The sequence below is a fragment of the Thermoplasmataceae archaeon genome (genome assembly GCA_038729425.1).
Taxonomy (GTDB): Archaea; Thermoplasmatota; Thermoplasmata; order Thermoplasmatales; family Thermoplasmataceae; genus B-DKE.
Window position 1 is genome coordinate 178,892 of the sequence record JAVYSB010000001.1, and the last position, 17,271, is coordinate 196,162.

Sequence of the window (17,271 nt, forward strand, 5' to 3'; positions counted from 1 at the left end):
CCTAAAGGATCAGCAAAATGAAATAAATCCCAAAAGCCACTAGGGTAATTACGCTGAACCCAGTGGTTATTTCCCTTATTTTTTCTCCGAACCTTATCACTGAATACCTGATCAGATAAGAAAGGAACACGACCCACGCCGTGGTTCCTACGAATAAGAATATGAATGGATATATGTTGAATTTCTCGTAGAAACCAAGACCTGCTGTAAACCACCAAATAATCTGGAATGGATTAACAATGCCTACGAGCAGTCCTGAGAGATACCCAGAGGATCGCTCCCCTGTTTCTTTCATTTTTGAACCTGAGCTTGCTATCATCATAGCCATCAGGAAAAATACCACTGATCCCGAAAGATAGATATATTTATCGTATGGCGATAGTTCTGCTCCAGACCCAAGGGCAATGACAAGAACCATGAGGACAAAGTCAGCTGACATTGCTCCGAATCCCACTGTGACCGCTCCGAAAACAGAGCGCGAAGCCCTGTTGACTATAATTGCGGTGACTGGGCCAGGAGGGGCAGCAAGCGAAATCCCAAGGAAAATTCCGACTAACGCTGCCGATGCCAGATCCATTTCAACTTCAATTCTTTGCCATATAACTAACTTCCTTTTACCCCTTTAGAAAATAATTTATTGAATGTCTTTATGACATCCTATGGCAGACAAAGTCTCAGTTCGATGGCACGGACATGCCTGTTTTACCCTAGATTTCGGAAAGAAAGTTGTTGTAGACCCGTTTATTACAGGAAATCCAGTTGCCAAGATAAAAAAGGAAGACGTTAAGGCCGACCTCGTCGTTGTAACTCATGGCCATTCTGATCATGTCGGTGATGCTGTTTTCATCGCAAAGAAAAACAATGCTCCACTGATCACCATGGTTGAGCTTGCCTGGATACTCGAGGAAGAGAATAAAGGACTCAACGCGGTTGGCATTAATTACAGCGGGCATTACAATGTTGACGGCGTCAGAGTTACCGCTGTCCTGGCAACACACTCTGCAGGTTACAACGGTAAATATGCGGGCGGACCAACGGGCATGATCATTGAGGATGGGATGCGCGTTTATCATGCAGGAGACACCGGAGTCTTCAAGGATATGGAACTGATTGGAGAAATGTACAAACCGGACGTATCCCTACTTCCCATAGGAGGGCACTACACTATGGGTCCCCACGAAGCAGCAGTCGCTGCTGGAATGTTGAAATCGCCTAACTTTGTCCCCATGCATTACAATACATTTGACCTCATCAAGCAGAACCCCGAAGATTTTAAGAAAGAAGCAGAGAAGCACAAAAACGTCAAAGTAAGCATAATGAAGGTAGAGGAGGAACTCGTATTTGCTAAAGCTTAACCATGCTGCATCCTCACTATATTTATTTCTTAAAAGTGACAAAAATGGCTTCCAGAAAGCAATGGACGAAGCTGACGTAATAGTGGATTATGTCCACGCGAAGTTGGGTGGCAAGGATTATTGGCAGGTCAGTTACGATGAACTTCAAGTGCTGTACGCCTGCGTCAGGCTTAAAAAGCCCAGGCTGGTCGTGGAGACTGGCGTCGGGCCCGGAACAACCACAACCGCCATACTCAGCGCCCTGAGAGGAACTAACGGAAAACTTATCAGTCTTGATCTAGGTGTAAAATATGGATCTGAAGAGGAAACAAAACCCGTTGGGTGGGTAATTCCTGAGAACCTCAGGAAAGACTGGAATCTGGTACTTGGAGACTCAAAGAAAAATCTCGAGAATACCCTTTCCTCAAAAGGAAGTTTGGACATATTTTTCCATGATTCTGAGCATGAGTATAATCACGTAACGTTTGAGCTTAACACCGCTCTGAAACACGCGGGAGCGAATCCGCTTTTCATAGTGGATAACTATGATTGGACAGAGGCCCCAGCGGACTTTGCTAGAAAAAACTCCTTTAAACTCATAAATGTGGCGGACGATATGTGTTTGATCTTCCCCTGAATCAACTGCTGTCTACAGCAGATTCCTTCATATCTTCCAGCTTCTGCATTAGTTCTTCTGGTTTTAGTTTCTGCTGATCTTTAGAATCTGTGTCAAATCTGTATTGCTTTGTGATCTTTGATCCCCTGAACGGAGAAAGATCCTCGTCTTCAAGCAGGTATTTCTTCACTGACAGGGGGTCGCCCATTACCCTTAGTATCTTTGTCCTGCCATACCTGCCCATGCTTTTCACGGAAGATGACAAGAGCCCAAAGTCCTCGAGTTCCGATGTGATATCGTTTATTCTTCGTGATGTGAGGGCCTGATAACCGAGTTCAGAACATATGCTTTTGTAGTTCTCGTAAAGCTCTCCAGTGACCATAAGTGAAGATATTTCCTGAGTAACTACTGCAGATAACAGGACTAGCTTCGACTGTAGTGGCAGGGTTATGACTGCTTCCCTCAGAACGTCCATCTCGAATTTGTCCCTCGCGGCATATACCTCTGTGTCGGTTACCTTAGGCTTACTACCTCGTATAGCCACTTCTATGGATATACGTAGGAGATCTATTGCCTTCCTGGCGTCTCCGTGCTCCTGCGCCCCAATGGCTGCACATAGATTTATTGCCGAATCATCAATTGCGTCTCCGCTGACAACGTTCTTAACACGGTATTTCAGAATATCTTTCAGCTCGGAGGCATTATATGGTGGGAAAAGGATGCTCTCCTGATTAAGTCTACTTTTAATCCTGGCATCCAGAGATTCCTGGAAGCCCGTATCATTTGTTATTCCTATGAACGATGTCCTTCCTCCGAATGTATCGTCTGCCATCTTCAGAATGGAATATAAGGAATCGCCTCCATTTTTCAGCACCAGTTTATCTATTTCGTCCAGGACGACAATCAGGAACTTTCCGGCGGAATTTATCCTTTTCATCAGTTCGTTGTATATCCTGTCCAGGGGGAGACCGAGCTCCGGTATGCGCTCCTCATCCGAAGTTGCAAACGAATTAGCTATTTCAACAAGGATTGAATACGGAGAGTCAAAGATCTGGCAGTTAACGTATACGACTTTTGCATCCGATCCAGCCGCTTCTCCAAGCATTCTGGACACATAATGAGTAGTCGAGGTCTTCCCACTTCCCGTCTTTCCGTATATTATAATATTGGATGGCCTGGTCCGGCGCATTATGCTTCCGAGGATGGAGACAATCTTCTCAATCTGATCCTCTCTGTGGGGGAAGTTATCAGGGATATATGACCCACCCAAGGAACCAAGATCCCCCACTAAAATCTGGCTTTTATTTGAAACATCAAGAAAAGGATTAGACATGGCGCATCAGTAAAGAAAGATTAGGAGGGTTTAGTACAATAAACTTTGCTAGTAGATCTTTTATTTTTATTTAATCTTTAGATTGAACAGAAAATTAGCCCCTTTCAACAAATTCAGTGATTGAGATCAAATCTGTTTCTGAGATTTATGTAGTTGCCTCAGCTTCATTCATGACTTCACCCCTTTCAAATGGAAGCACCGGCGAATTCTCCAGCATCTTTATGAATCCTACGAGATACATTGAACCAGCTATAAGCACATAATCTGATGCTGACCTTGCGTATTCATACGCTTCCTTTGGATCTGATATTACTTTTACGGAAGGGAAGATCTGCCTCGCCGTTTTTGACAGGCTTTCTGCAGGGAGGGCTCTTGGGGTATCCTGTGGGGTCGTGATTACAATGGTGTCAGAAAGGTACCTTATTGTTGTGAGGAATGAGAAAACGTCTTTGTCTTCTAGCATTCCAACGAGCAAAAGCGGTTTCTTTCCAACGTGTTTCCTAAACGAAGTCACCAAAGCATGCGCTGCGGGTGGATTGTGAGCACAGTCCACCATGACCGTCGGGTCTCTGCGTATTATCTCCATTCTTGCAGGCCACCTTGTTTGACTGATGCCACGTTCAATAAGGTTTCTATTGGGTGTAATAGAGGAGCCATTTTCCACAGCCAGTACAGATGTAGCAATATTCCTTATCTGGAAATCGCCAATGAGTGGAGTAAAAATTTCATAATTGTCCTGCGGAGTTTTAAGGCTGAATCTGGTACCACTGTCATTTACCTGAACCGAGGAAATTTCGGTTACTTTCGATACCCTGATAAGTCTGCTGCCTCTTTTCTCCGCCACACTTTTGACAGTCCTCACAACCTCATTCTTATCGTCAAGAAGAATTACAGGTACTTTTTCTTTTATAATTCCGGCTTTCTCGTAGGCTATGGAAGTTAAGGAGCACCCAAGTTTGTCTGAGTGATCATACCCGATATTTGATATGATACTGACCTCTGGATGAATTATATTTGTTGAATCGAGCCTTCCCCCAAGGCCGACCTCGACTGAAGCCATCTTTACTTTTTTATCTGAAAAATATTTAAATGCCATGACCGTAGTGACCTCAAAAAACGTCGGATTTCTTCCTAAGGCCTTCAGATTCTCAATTTCACTTTCATGTTTTTTCATGAATAAGTTGATGTAGTCATCGCTCACGAACCGATCATCGGCTAGTATCCTCTCATTAAATTTGACCAGGTGCGGCGATGTGTACATCCCACTCGGCACTGCCTGCTGAAAAATGTTGTAAATAAATGATGTGATGGACCCTTTTCCATTAGTACCTGCAATATGGAGCGATCCAAAATCCAGGTCAGGGCTACCTAGCAAGTCAGAAAACATTCTGGTTATACTGAGATCGAGTTTTATGCCTTCTCGGTTGAGACCATAGAGATATTCCAGATTTGGAAGGGACACGGCTGAGGCATAACCAGGTGATTCATATATTTAACCACTGAAAGATTATCCCAGAAACACGCCCTATATACATGCGTTGTGTGAACCCTTTCCCGCTTTTGGTTCACCGATTACTTTTCAGAGCTTTCTCTGATTTCTTTCAGCGCTTCCCGATCCCTGCAATAGAGATAGGGTGCAAGATCAAGGGATGGCGGAGATTTTCCCAATTTCTGACTATAGACGTTTCTTAGGTTTCTATCAACAACATCACAGTAGTCTTTCCAGGTGACACCCAGATGTTCGACATATCTCTTTTCTATGCCCGTAGCCACTTCGTGAGCATATGGATATTCATAGGCATCATCCGAGAGCCATTTTTCCGGAAGCTCATGATGCAGCCCTATGCTCTCCCTTGCATCGACTTCTTTTCCCGCAATCTTCATTACTTTAGGAAAATGCTCATCGAGATACATTGTCTTTCCATCGAGAGAATATCCGCCAGTGTATTTAATGTCGAAATTTGTGCTCACTCGAACTGATTTTCCGTCCCTAGTCTCTTCTACTGCTCCAATCTTTTTACCGTGGTAAAATACATCCTTTCCATCAACGTCAACCTCTTCCCCCTTTTCAAGGCGGGTACTAGATGTGAATCTCACGTAAGTCGGATCAAGGAAATTAATTGCAACGATCCGGTAATCCTTTACTCTCCTCTGATCATTTTCATGTTCAATGACTTCAAATTTTTCCATAGGTAACTCAGCGAGTCATACTAAAAAGCTTTTTTGATTTCTCTATGAAAAGAATATATAACATTTTGGCTTTTGGAACTGCCATGAAAACAGAACTGCTTTTCCAGAAGGAACCTTTAAGAGAAGAGTGCGACGGCAATGTTGCCTTCGTAGAATTCACGGACCTGGTTGTAGATGCTACGGTCCTTTATCCGACAGGTGATGGCCAGCCTAATGATAAGGGAACAGTCACCATAGATGGAAAAGAATTCGAGATTGTCGATACCTGGCAGGATGGTACTTGGGTCCATCTTATTTCCCTGGATACATACCCACAGAATATTGTTGGGAAGAAAGTACACCAGAAAGTAAACTGGGATGTCAGGTATAATCACATGAGATTTAGGACCGCCCTTTATATCATCAAGGGACTTGCCTATAGGCATCTTGGAGCGGCAGTGAGAATCAACCAAACCTACGATGACCAGGCCTGGTTCGACCTCAGTTTCGAGGGAGACCTGACTGAAGAACAGGTGAAAAAACTTGAAAACGATGCAAACGACCTAGTCCAAAAAAAGCTGGCCGTGGATTATTCCTACGTCAAGAAGGATCAGTTCAGCGCAAACGCTGAGATGGTCAAGACCAACTGGGAAAAGGTGCCAGATTACGACAGTATAAGGGTTGTGAAGATTGGTGACCTTCCCTATATGCATGACATCGGGACCCAGGTGACTAACACCTATGAAGTTGGAAAAATTATGTTTAAGACAACAATGGTCAAGGGTAAACTCAGTAAGAGAATAACTATAACACTTGAATGAATCCTTGGGCAGTTTGTCTATGGAGGTTTAGATCTATCTTTGAGAGAACACAGGGATATCCCCGCCACTGTGACTATCTATTTCGGCTTGGCTGCCATATTCGTGGCGACAATCCTATTCCTAGTCTTGATTCCTTCGACTCTAACAGATATACCTGATATCCTGAACCAGCCGACTTCCGCATATCTCCTGTTTGGGATTTCCGTGGATGGATCCGTGGTAATTTTATTGCTTGTTCTGGTCGTGGCTGTACTTGCCTCGTCTATTTATCTGGTTATATTCAGACAAATAGGAAAAGTCTCTGAAAGCGAAAGCGGCCGATCTGACTTCTTCCGGTTCTTCTCCATTTTTGTGCTTGTAGAATATCTAATATCTGCGGTTTCAGAACTGGTCCCCGGAAACTCTGTCCCAGAGGTATACAGTCAGTCTCTTGGGGTTCAAAACTTCGTGTTTTCTGTGTCCACACTGAGTGAGCTCTTGATCTTACAATTTATCCCCTTATTCATTATGGTTTCTATCTATTTTGCTGCAACTAGAAAATTAACGTTTTCCAACATTATGCATCCTTACAAAATAATGAAAAAAGATATAATGCTGCCAGCTGTCATAGCATCTGCTGTTACTGCAGCCTTGATTTCTCAGGATTATGTCAATGCCTTTTTCAACCTTCTAGCCTTTCTGGTGCTGGATTACATCTATCTCAGATTCGGAATATTTCAGGCATTTCTCGCTGGCTTTACCGTAACTATGCTTGGTATTCTGACAGCGCTTTCAACTATCCCCCTGCTTTCACTTGGGGTGGTGGTTTTCATTACACTCTGGTCCCTTATCGGGCTATTCAACACCATGAGAGCATCCGCGAATAGACGACCCCAGAAACTTCATAATCTTCAACCCGAAGACGCGTTGGGAGCCACTCTGCCCCCTGTACCTAAACCGGTTTATGCAGAAAGCAATATGATCTGGATCAGGAGCACCTGCCCTAATTGCGGAAATGCCAGCTTCTATATCCGCGAAAGTATGCAGCTTGAATGCATGAAATGCCACCACACCCTGAGCAGGGATGCTGTGGGACCGGCCAATATAATACTGGAGCAGAGAAGAGCCCTGAGAGTTTAAGTTCAATGTTTTCCTTTTCCAAACTAAAGGCTATTGTTCGTGGGCTCAATTTCAATTGCTTTAATCATTCCCTCTATTATCATGTAAACTGCATAGATGATGGGAATGGTGAAAGTTATGACAATAGCTAAGTTTCCAAATATCTGAAATGCTGAACCTAGAATAAACGAGCCTATCGCAGTGCCGGTAGCGAAGAATCCTTCGTATGTAAGTATCCCTATTCTCGCGGATGATCTTTCCGAGATATACGCCAATATCTTTGAAAACGCTATTGAAATTCCGATTCCAGCCCCAACCAGTGCCAGTATTATTACAAGGAGATTACCGGTGAGGGCTGTGATCAATGGCAACCCCAGAAGGAATGATGACACTGCGGAAAGCGCGTAGATGCTCCGTTTACCGGTGAAATTCATTATGATGAAACCAATTGCTGATGAAATGCTGAAAATTGTGATGGTTATACCGATAAGAACGTAGCTCTCTCCCCTTATCCTGAAGATTGGCACTAGTACATATGAAACAAAACCGGCCACAAGCCCGCTGAAGATCATAGGTATTATGAATTTCAACCGAAAACCTGAACCAATCCCTTTTGTTGACGATGAAGTGTATTTTGGCCTGAACATCGACCCAGAGATAAGCAGCAGAAATGCTACAAGGAAAAGAATCCTGAACCCGAATGACTGTATGATAATTCCAGAAATAATGGGCATCGCGGCACTGGGTACCCCCCAAGCTGTGGAATATTTTTCAGCCTCAAGGTTTTCTCCCCCTGTCCCGAGCAGCATTTCCATTGCGACCCAGTAAAAAGCCTCCAGAAGATCCGCGACCGCTATAAGTATTACTATCATGTTTCTGGATTGAAAAATGAAAATTACGGCCATCAGAGAAACGATAAATGGAATGAGTACGATCTGTATATTTAGAATCTTCTCCTTTAGATACAGGTCGACGACTGCTGCTACAATAAAAGGGTAGGCAACTAAAAAGCCTAGAAAACCAGTAAGACTGTAGCTGAAATTATACTGGACTGCAAGGAGTGGAAAGGAGAAACTGAGTCCGAACCATCCAAGAGCAAAAAAAGCACTGGAAAATACCATCTTTCTGGTATTCGCCTTCACGGACGGCGTATCGTGACTTTGGATTTAATGCTTTTACTGCAATTTCCCCAGTTTCACTCCATCATCATCGTAAAAGGCAAGTATGTCACCATCATTCAGGCCCAGCCTGCTGGCGACCTTTCTTGGGATGGTGATTCTATACGATGTGCCTCTCGCCGAGACGTGAGAAACATCTATTATTGGCTTTTTGTCCATGATGGTACAAGTCAATCATTTATATAAAGTGTACATAGGTGACGTTATGTAATCTATGGGTATTTCCCAATAATTCCCATTGTGGACTTCCAAGATTTACGAATATTCCATTAAACAAACATTACCGGAGTGAGGGATTTTGAAAGCACAAAATTCAACTAGCTCAATCCACACAACGTAATCGCCGACTTTTTATATCCGAGAAACCTATCCCATATTAATATGTCAAGAAAGCCAGCGCGAATGTATACACATATTTCGGGCCCCGCATATACACGCAGGGATTTCATGGGAGGAGTACCCTATCCAAAGATTACTACGTTTGTCCAAGGAAATCAGAAAGCTGATTTTGATATAGAAATGCAACTCGTGGCAAAGGAGGCATGCCAAATCAGGCATACTGCGCTTGAGGCTGCTAGGATCTCGGTAAACAGGAAACTGCTGGAGAATTTCGGTGTTGATGGCTATTTCCTCCAGATCAGACCTTATCCTCACCAAGTTTTGAGGGAGCACAAGATGGCAACCGGTGCTGGAGCTGATAGGATATCGAGTGGAATGAAATTGTCCTTTGGCAGGCCGGTGGGAACAGCTGCGAGAGTCCATGAGGATGATATTTTAATGGTCGGAAGGATTAACGCAGCCGGTGCAAAGCAATTGAAAGATGCCCTGCACAAAGCTTCAATAAAACTGCCTACACCATGTACAATCCGGATATCCAAAGGAAAAGAGATCGCAGGAAAGATTGGAGTCTAATCCCTTCAATCTGCGTTTTTTGAAAATTTGCTTATGTTATTTTATATCTCGCTCTTATAGGCAATATTTGTTGTTTTATTCCGGGCTATTCGTATATTTTCTCTTCGACGAGTTTGAAATCCAGCGCATCCTGTTCAACGACTCTCCTATCAGCCCAGTAATCTGGCCTAGACATTTCTCTTACAAACTCATGCTGGATGATCATCTTCATAACCTCGCTGCTGCCTGTCCATATGAGCCCAAGCCTGGCATCCCTTAAGAGCCTTTCAATAGGGTAGACAGTTGTATACCCTATCCCGCCCATGATCTGCATTGCGGAGTTTACCGCCTCCCACATCGCCTCTGTTGAATTTAATTTAGCCATCGAGATCAGCTTCCTGGCATACGGCATGGTTATTTTTCCGGCTTCAAGATTATCTGCAGCCTTGCAAGCCTCGTAAACTAGTGCTGCAGAGCTTGAAAGAGCAGTCAAGCTTTCAGCAATTTTGAAACTTACCCCTTCGTGATCTATGAGCTTGCTTCCGAATGCTTTCCTCCTGAGGGCGTAGCTTGCAGCTATCTCGAGAGCCGCCATTCCAACGCCTATTGATCCGGAGGAGGTAGTGAGCCGCTCAGGAATCATCATGGCGTTGAATATGTCGTACCCTCCGTTCAGTTCTCCTATAAGGTTTTCTTCAGGTATCACAGCATCTTTGAACACAATTCTTGCGGTTCCGCCGCCCTTATTGCCCATAAGCCCATACATAGTCTCGACTTTCAATCCAGGTGTATTTCTGTCAACAATAAATGCACTCACACCTCTTGTCCTATTCTGAACTGAGAGATCGCTAAGCGCGTACGAGACGAAAAAATCGGCTCCTAGTCCACCCACAATAAAACGTTTCTGTCCATTGAGAATGTACGATCTGCCTTTTTTGACAGCAGTAGTTTTCATCATTCCAAACAGATCAGAACCACCAGAAGGTTCAGTGATCGCTTCAGCGCCATAGAGATTCCCGGACGTTATTCCCCGTAGATATTTTTGTTTCTGCTCCTCTGTTCCAAATTTATTAATTGGTTCTCCCACGATTGTTCCAAGCGAATACATACAGCTCAGGGTGAAGCCAAGATAACCCATCTGCTCAACAGCCGCCATATCTGCAACCCATGATGCCCCCCTGCCACCGTACCTTACAGGAAATCTAAGCCCAAGAAGGTTTTCTCTTGCGCTGATCTCAATGAACTCCTTTGGAAACCTCACAGTTTCGGCCTCCATTGATCTTATCATGTCTGCAGGTACTCCCTTAACTGTCCTTTTGGCCAAATTCTTTATATTTAACTCATCAGGGGTCAGTAGAAAATCATCCACATCAAACACTTCCGCTTTACTTTACAGCAAAGTATTTTATCTATTTTTGCTGTCCTACATTTTAATAATATTCGCAGCCCAAAGACTGTCAAGATTGATGATACTGATGTTAAGTAGTGCAGCTTATGCCCAAGGTTACTCGAACTATCCAGACATGAGGTGGATAGTTCATAAAGTTGGCGGAACTGTGGTGGAATACCGCCAAAATTGCCTAGAAATCGCGTTTTATGCCAGAGGTCTCCCTGGTTCCAATGAAATCCTGTATAAGCTTCGCGGCAAGCATTGACGTGTTGCCATTGTCATAGAGAGGCGTAAATTCCAGAACGTCAAATCCCACTGCTCTCCTGGCAAATGCATTTACGACCCTTCTGACATCAGTATCGGAGAGCCCATAGGGCTCAGGGGTCCCAACGCCAGGGGCAAATGCAGGATCGATGCCATCCATGTCAATGGAAATGTACACATTTCCCTTCACAGACGCATTTATTTGTTCTATGACCCATTCTATGCCCTTTTCCCTAACCAGTCTTGATCCAAAGAATCTCACCTTGCTGAAATCAGGTGAATCGTACTCCTCCTTGGAGATTGACCTGGTACCGATTGAAAAAATTCTTCCTGGCCCGAGTATCTCTAGGCTCCTTCTTGTTACGCAAGCATGATTGTTCCTATTTCCCATATAGGATTCACGGAAATCAGAGTGCGCATCTATTATTATCATGCTTATGTCTTTGAGGTTTCTTATGACTCCAGTGGTTATGGAATGTTCACCGCCTATCATGATTGGGATCTTGCCGTCGGAGAGAATTACAGAGGTAGCTTCCTGCACGGAATCGACAACTTCTCCTGCGTCCTCGCCGACTTCAAGGTTTCCAATGTCCGAAATTGGTATCTCTTGAAAATTTACACCATAATAGGGGTCGAACGATTCCAGGTTATCATACGAATACCGCACGCTGTCTGGCCCAAGCCGAGATCCTCTACGAAAACTTGATGTTCCATCAAATGGGACGCCGAATACCACATACTTTGATTTAGAATATGCGAAGTGCGCATCTGGAAGTTTTGAACTTCTGAAGAGATAGCTCAGTTCTGGAACATTATCTTCTTCTTGCCCATGGTCTCCCAATATGGTACCTCCGTACCGGGTTTGACTCTAGCTGCATCTTCCGGAGACAACGAAATGAAGAATGTCTCGAATGTCTCTGAGTCCATCAACTGGGCTTCGTTGTTTGCAACCGAAAGAACCTGTGCATTCTTCTTCTCTATGATCGGTACCTTGACCTTGTGCTTGACCGGATACACAACGCTGTGTTTCTGGTCATCGAATATACCAATTGCGACTATTCTTCCCTTAGCCTCGCCGTGTTTACCAGGCTTAGACATCGTTATTTCCATGATCTTGCAAGGGGAGTCGTCTATAAGCATGTACCTTCCAACTTTCAATTCCCTAACTTCGGCTTCCTGCCAGCTCATTATAATTCCCAGAGCGATCGTCTCTGTGCTTATATACTTTGCCAGATTTATTTCCTGAAGAGAATATTTAGCCTTAATAGAATTCCTGCTCACTCTGCACTCCGGCGAATGGCTTTACGAGCGCACCGTTATCTTTCAGCACTGATCCGTTGACCAAAACGTATTTCACGTTGGAAGGGTTCGCCGAATACACAATATTGCTGACGGCGTTCTCAGCCTTCGTGGGCATAAGATTTGGCATCCTGGAATCTATGAGAACAATGTCTGCGAGTTTTCCCTGCTCAATCGACCCTAGTAGGTCGCCATGGTCAAGGGCTTTTGCCGCGTTTACAGTGCACATGTCGAGGATGGTCTGAGCCGCGATTATGGCGGGATCCCATCGATCATTCTTAATCCACAGTGCGGAAAATTTCATTGCCTCGAACATATCGAGGGAGTTGTTGCTGCCAGAGCTGTCTGTGCCTACAGACACTGTAATGCCGCTTTCAAGCATCTCCGGCACAGGGGCTATGCCGCCAACACCGAGTTTTCCATTGCTTATTGAATTCCATGACACTTTTACACTGTTCCTGGCCATTTGCCTGATCTCGCTCAGTGTAACCCAGACAGAATGTGCAGCAAGTACCTTGGGATTGAGAAAGCCGATTTCATTCAGGTGTTCAGTAGGTCTCTTACCATTGCTCTTCCTAACGTAGTCGTAGACTTCTTTCCTGGTTTCGGCCAGGTGCGTGTGTATTATTGTTCCGTGCCTTTCAGCGACTTCTCTGACCCTGAAGTAATTCTCATCGCTGCTGACATATATTCCCTGAACACCCACGGATGGATATACAAGTTCCCTGCCGGAATGGGTGGAAATGAAGTGATCAGCGTTCTTCACTGGGTTGCCCTTCTGTGTGGTGAATTCCTCGTCAAGGGTGTTCCATGAGAGAAATCCGCGGATCCCAGAATCTTCCACTGCCTTGGAGATTACGTCCTCAGAATAATATAGATCCGCGAAGGACGTGATACCGTTAGTGATCATTTCGTCAATGCCCAGCCTCGAAGAATTGTAGATGCCACTTTCTGTCCTTTCACCGTCCAGTGAGAAAGTTTTCTCCAGAAAGCTTTCAAGAGATATATCATCGAGTTTTCCCTTAAGGTGTGACATTGCAACATGGGCATGCGTGTTAATTAATCCCGGAATGGCTATCATTCCGGTAGCATCGATAACCCTGTCTGCATCCTGTGTTTTTCCGTTTACACCAGAAATTCTGTTTCCCTCAATTAGAATATTAGCTATCCTGATGTTTCGTTCGGCGTCCTGAGTAACTGTAAGGGCATTCTTTATGAGAATCGATGCCATGATACCTTATTGCCGTCCCGTATTATTTTTTATCTCGGGTAGCCGGGCATCGCCTTTCCTGGAAGTCCTCGCCATTACTATGAAGGTTACGACGACTGCGAAGCCTATGATGGAGAGCTGGTACTGGGTGTAGCTGAAAAAATCATAAATAGCGAAAAGAAGGGCCCCCACTATGGCACCTCCTACCATGGAGAAACCAAGATCTGCCAGCCTTTCCCTCTGGTGATCCTTTTCCCTGAGGTAAATGGAAAAAACAATGGCGATCGTGGAAACAATGAAAAGGATGAGGAGTTCATATCCTATGGTAATCTGAAAGTTAGCCATGGGCAGGAATTCCTGATATCCGTAAACAAAAAGTTCGTAATAGGACTCAACGTCGAGCCCCAATACAAGTCCAATGGCACTCATGAATGAAAGCGCAAACTCATGCATAGCGGCTATTATTGTAAGCTCATCCAGCATGGATCCCAGGGAGAGTAGAAGAAGGCCCATTGCCCTTGCTGGACCGCGAGACAATATACCTTCGGCTATAAAGATTAGAACCAGGGCAAAGACAAAGGCAAAAGCCGTGGAAAGTTCCAGAGGAAGAGCAAAAATGCGCAGATAATAGTATGTTGACGGGTTAAAATTGTAAGTCAAGGTAGCGAGTATGAGAAGAAGAACCGCAATTGCGGAAACAGGGTAAACAGTATGCCTGAAACGAAACGGTACAAGGTATTTAACGAACGGCAAGGACGAGAGTACAACAAGAATGATAATATCCAGGTAGGGGTAAAAATATGGGAAGATGTAAATGTATATGAAGATGGCGGGGGCAAATATCAAAGCGTTTAAAGCAATATTGAAAGCAGATCTTGCCATTCACGCACCCTCATTCGTCAGTTTTCCGTATCTGTATTCTGCCATAATCTTGTAAAGAAGATCCTTTTCCCTTGATACTGAAGATCTAATCCCCAGAGAATTAAAGAATCTCGACAGTGCGCTGAGGTATCTATAATGTTTAAGGCCTGAATCAGTCATGAGGGCGCTGTAAACCTCATCATTCCTCTTCTCCATGAAATCATAGGGATCTAGGATGAAAAGAGATACCCTGTCCTTGGTCTCGAATTCTTTTCTTGTTCCCTTCTGAAATCTTTCAGGATAAGAGAAGGGTGTTATTATGAAGACAAGGGCGTTCTTCTTCACATTCTTTCTGATTCTATCGAATGACTGGAATATGGAGAAATCCCCATGAGGCCTTATCTCTGAGACAGTTTGCTCAAACTTTCTTATGGATTCCTGCGACTTCTTTGCCGGTATGTAATAATCGTACTTTGAGGAATTTATTATATAACCAACGCCATCATGGTTCTTCACTATGCTGTATGAGGCGTTCATTATTGTCGATATCACGAAATCATACATCCTCTTCTGCCTAGTTCCCTGATTCATCCCAATTCCATAGTCTACGACAAAGATCACGTCAATCTGTCGCTCCTCCTCCATCTGCTTTATGTAGATATCTTCGCCGTTAAGGAACCCGTATCTGCTCCATGCAACATATTTCAGGTCATCAGATTCGTTATACGGCCGGATTCCATAGAAGTTGTATCCCTGACCTATTTTCTGGGAATAATGTATGCCGTAGGTGAACTTGAGATTGCTCAGCCTCTCGCTCCTCTGCGTATATATGTCAGATATGGCTGGAGATATGATCATCTCATCCACAACGGGTGCAGCAAAGGAAGATATGCATAGCTTCATCGGGTCTTCTGCATAAATAATCACCGGCCCGACCTTGTATTTTCCAATGGCTATGGAAGCGATAGAATAGTCTCTCCTGACTTCCTCTCCAGGCTTGAGCGTGATGTATCCCTGAAAATCGCCGCCGGTGTTGAATACATCGGAAAGTGTGTCATAATAGTGAAAGTAAACCGTCCGCTTGCTCTGGTTGGAGAAAAAGATACGCACGGGGCGCATCTCGAATTTTCTGGCAGTGTTCACGTCAAGTTCCCTTCTTACGCTGATTTTGGTTATGTTTTTCGACAGGCCAGTATTGAAGGCTACAACGTCGCTTGAGACAATGAAAAACAGGATCATGAGAGCTACGATATAGTAGCCATAACCAAGAAAAAGAGCTTCGAGGAGACCGCCAACAATGATCCCCAGTACTATGTATCCAGTCTTTCTTATCATACTGGGATCTCTACTTCGCCCACTATTCTATCTATGATCTTATTTACAGCCCCAACTGGATCAGACGAACTGTCGATCATTGCCTCCGGCTTCAGCAAGATCCTGTGATTCAGCAGTTCTCGCGAGATTGACACGATATCTTCAGGTATCACGTAGTTCCTCCCGTTGATCAATGCGTTCGCCCTGACCGCCTTGAGGTATTTCGCAGTCGTCCTCGGGCTTGCTCCGAGATAAACGAGATCGCTTTCCCTTGTCCTCCTGATGAGATCTACTATGTATACCTTGACTTCCTGAGAAATGTAAACGTTATCCACAGCCTGCCTGAGTTTAAGAATCTGGTCAGCGTTCATCTGGTTCTCCTTTATCTGTGCCCTGTTGGTAATGGAGTTCAGTATGTTGATTTCTTCCTCCCTTGTGGGATAACCAAGGTTATACCTGAAAAGGAACCTGTCCATCAGCGCCTCCGCAAGTGGGAATGTGCCCTCCTGTTCCACTGGGTTCTGGGTCGCAATTACCAGGTAGGGTTCAGGCAATATGTGATCTTCGCCGCCAACTGAGACCTTGTGTTCCTCCATCGCCTCCAGCAGCGCCGATTGAACTTTGGCCGGAGTCCTGTTAATCTCGTCTGCTAAAATCAGGTTTGAGAATACCGGCCCCTGTCTGAATTCCATCTTTCTGGATTCCAGGTTAAAGACAATGCTCCCAGTGATATCCGATGGCAGCATGTCAGGTGTGAACTGAATCCTGTTAAAATCGATTCCAATCTCTTTCGCGAACTGGCTAGCGAGCATTGTCTTGGCCAGCCCAGGCACACCTTCGAGCAGAATATGGTTTCCGCTCATTAGCGCTATAAACATAAAGCGCACAATGCGTTCTGAACCGACAACCACCTTCCCCATATCCGCCTGGATCTGTTTGACTGTTGCCCTGAGTTCGAGCAGATCATCGCCATTGACTTCTGTCATCTTTGATTGACACCTTCCTTCACTGAGCTTAACTCGAAACGCTCCATTTTTAGCCTCCTAACATTAGCGTAGAGATCGAGTATGCTCTTGAACGTTTGTTGTTTTAGCTCTTCTCCCCTTTTTTTCCTTTTTTTGTAGGTAGATTTGCTCATACTCTCGTACTTTCTGTATGCCTTCAGGAGACGCCTGAAGTCTTCTGAACTACTTTTCAACACGTCAAAATCCGCACCTATGTCTGTCAGATACTTTTCATAATTATTGCTCTGAATAATTTTCACCTCCAGGTTAAATCTGTCTGTTGGCAGGTCGAATGGTTCCTTCATCTGTTCTAGTGTCGGAGGTGCGTCTATTTTTGTGCGTTTTGAGAGCCTTTGGTACGCCACCGACATCACGAGTACAAGGAATACAGGGATAATGAATCTGAAAAGGATCTGCGGGGCACTACTAATATTGGAGATAAATGTCGAAAGCGCGGTCGAGAGTAATCCGCCAGCTCCGGCTGCCATT

The 17,271-nt window shown here is 44.5% G+C and carries 19 protein-coding genes; 5 read left to right on the top strand and 14 right to left on the bottom strand.

The features are described 5' to 3' along the window. Position 1: 1 nt before the first annotated feature. Positions 2-577, bottom strand: a complete 576-nt coding sequence (locus QW597_00860; GenBank protein MEM0155139.1) for a LysE family transporter — start codon at positions 575-577, stop codon at positions 2-4. Positions 578-659: 82 nt separating this feature from the next. Between QW597_00860 and QW597_00865 the strand changes: the two genes are divergently transcribed. Further along, entirely contained in the window at positions 660-1,355 is a 696-nt protein-coding gene (locus tag QW597_00865; GenBank protein ID MEM0155140.1) for a metal-dependent hydrolase, read from the top strand. A gap of 61 nt (positions 1,356-1,416) precedes the next feature. Continuing rightward, complete coding sequence (locus QW597_00870; GenBank protein MEM0155141.1) at positions 1,417-1,971, top strand: class I SAM-dependent methyltransferase; 555 nt, start codon at positions 1,417-1,419, stop codon at positions 1,969-1,971. A 1-nt stretch (position 1,972) separates the two neighbouring features. On the opposite strand, the gene QW597_00875 is transcribed toward QW597_00870, so the two are convergent. The 3 genes from QW597_00875 to QW597_00885 all read right to left on the bottom strand — a co-directional run bounded on the left by QW597_00875 (position 1,973) and on the right by QW597_00885 (position 5,473). Beyond that, the gene (locus QW597_00875) at positions 1,973-3,283 is read right to left on the bottom strand and encodes an ORC1-type DNA replication protein (GenBank protein ID MEM0155142.1); all 1,311 of its coding nucleotides are present in this window, start codon (positions 3,281-3,283) and stop codon (positions 1,973-1,975) included. 145 nt (positions 3,284-3,428) lie between these two features. Continuing rightward, entirely contained in the window at positions 3,429-4,745 is a 1,317-nt protein-coding gene (locus QW597_00880) for a folylpolyglutamate synthase/dihydrofolate synthase family protein (protein MEM0155143.1), read from the bottom strand. Between the two features lie 110 nt (positions 4,746-4,855). Then, positions 4,856-5,473 (bottom strand): hypothetical protein, encoded by a 618-nt coding sequence (locus tag QW597_00885; GenBank protein MEM0155144.1) that lies wholly within the window; start codon positions 5,471-5,473, stop codon positions 4,856-4,858. An 83-nt stretch (positions 5,474-5,556) separates the two neighbouring features. Here QW597_00885 and QW597_00890 point away from each other — a divergent pair, with 83 nt between their 5' ends. Then, positions 5,557-6,273 carry an alanyl-tRNA editing protein gene (locus tag QW597_00890; GenBank protein ID MEM0155145.1) on the top strand — a complete coding sequence of 239 codons (717 nt, stop codon included), beginning with the start codon at positions 5,557-5,559 and terminating at the stop codon, positions 6,271-6,273. A 39-nt stretch (positions 6,274-6,312) separates the two neighbouring features. After that, positions 6,313-7,392 carry a hypothetical protein gene (locus QW597_00895; protein MEM0155146.1) on the top strand — a complete coding sequence of 360 codons (1,080 nt, stop codon included), beginning with the start codon at positions 6,313-6,315 and terminating at the stop codon, positions 7,390-7,392. 23 nt (positions 7,393-7,415) lie between these two features. On the opposite strand, the gene QW597_00900 is transcribed toward QW597_00895, so the two are convergent. Together QW597_00900 and QW597_00905 are read right to left on the bottom strand one after the other, a co-directional pair. Continuing rightward, positions 7,416-8,513, bottom strand: a complete 1,098-nt coding sequence (locus QW597_00900) for a hypothetical protein (GenBank protein MEM0155147.1) — start codon at positions 8,511-8,513, stop codon at positions 7,416-7,418. A 33-nt stretch (positions 8,514-8,546) separates the two neighbouring features. After that, complete coding sequence (locus tag QW597_00905) at positions 8,547-8,708, bottom strand: AbrB/MazE/SpoVT family DNA-binding domain-containing protein (protein ID MEM0155148.1); 162 nt, start codon at positions 8,706-8,708, stop codon at positions 8,547-8,549. Positions 8,709-8,930: 222 nt separating this feature from the next. Here QW597_00905 and QW597_00910 point away from each other — a divergent pair, with 222 nt between their 5' ends. Then, positions 8,931-9,461, top strand: coding sequence for a 50S ribosomal protein L16 (locus tag QW597_00910; GenBank protein ID MEM0155149.1), 531 nt, complete (start codon positions 8,931-8,933; stop codon positions 9,459-9,461). A gap of 85 nt (positions 9,462-9,546) precedes the next feature. On the opposite strand, the gene QW597_00915 is transcribed toward QW597_00910, so the two are convergent. From QW597_00915 to QW597_00950, 8 genes are all read right to left on the bottom strand, one after another. Continuing rightward, on the bottom strand, positions 9,547-10,809 hold the full coding sequence (locus QW597_00915) for an acyl-CoA dehydrogenase family protein (GenBank protein ID MEM0155150.1): 1,263 nt from the start codon (positions 10,807-10,809) through the stop codon (positions 9,547-9,549). A 211-nt stretch (positions 10,810-11,020) separates the two neighbouring features. Beyond that, positions 11,021-11,935: an agmatinase gene (gene speB, locus QW597_00920; protein ID MEM0155151.1), complete on the bottom strand. Its 915-nt coding sequence runs from the start codon at positions 11,933-11,935 to the stop codon at positions 11,021-11,023. Continuing rightward, positions 11,893-12,282 carry a translation initiation factor IF-5A gene (locus QW597_00925; protein ID MEM0155152.1) on the bottom strand — a complete coding sequence of 130 codons (390 nt, stop codon included), beginning with the start codon at positions 12,280-12,282 and terminating at the stop codon, positions 11,893-11,895. Before QW597_00925 ends, speB begins: the two co-directional genes overlap by 43 nt. Before the next feature lie 73 nt (positions 12,283-12,355). Then, positions 12,356-13,624, bottom strand: a complete 1,269-nt coding sequence (locus tag QW597_00930) for an amidohydrolase family protein (protein MEM0155153.1) — start codon at positions 13,622-13,624, stop codon at positions 12,356-12,358. Between the two features lie 6 nt (positions 13,625-13,630). After that, positions 13,631-14,485, bottom strand: coding sequence for a hypothetical protein (locus QW597_00935; GenBank protein MEM0155154.1), 855 nt, complete (start codon positions 14,483-14,485; stop codon positions 13,631-13,633). Continuing rightward, on the bottom strand, positions 14,486-15,799 hold the full coding sequence (locus QW597_00940; GenBank protein MEM0155155.1) for a DUF58 domain-containing protein: 1,314 nt from the start codon (positions 15,797-15,799) through the stop codon (positions 14,486-14,488). After that, complete coding sequence (locus QW597_00945) at positions 15,796-16,764, bottom strand: MoxR family ATPase (protein MEM0155156.1); 969 nt, start codon at positions 16,762-16,764, stop codon at positions 15,796-15,798. Before QW597_00945 ends, QW597_00940 begins: the two co-directional genes overlap by 4 nt. Further along, positions 16,761-17,270 carry a hypothetical protein gene (locus QW597_00950; GenBank protein ID MEM0155157.1) on the bottom strand — a complete coding sequence of 170 codons (510 nt, stop codon included), beginning with the start codon at positions 17,268-17,270 and terminating at the stop codon, positions 16,761-16,763. Before QW597_00950 ends, QW597_00945 begins: the two co-directional genes overlap by 4 nt. Position 17,271 lies beyond the last annotated feature (1 nt).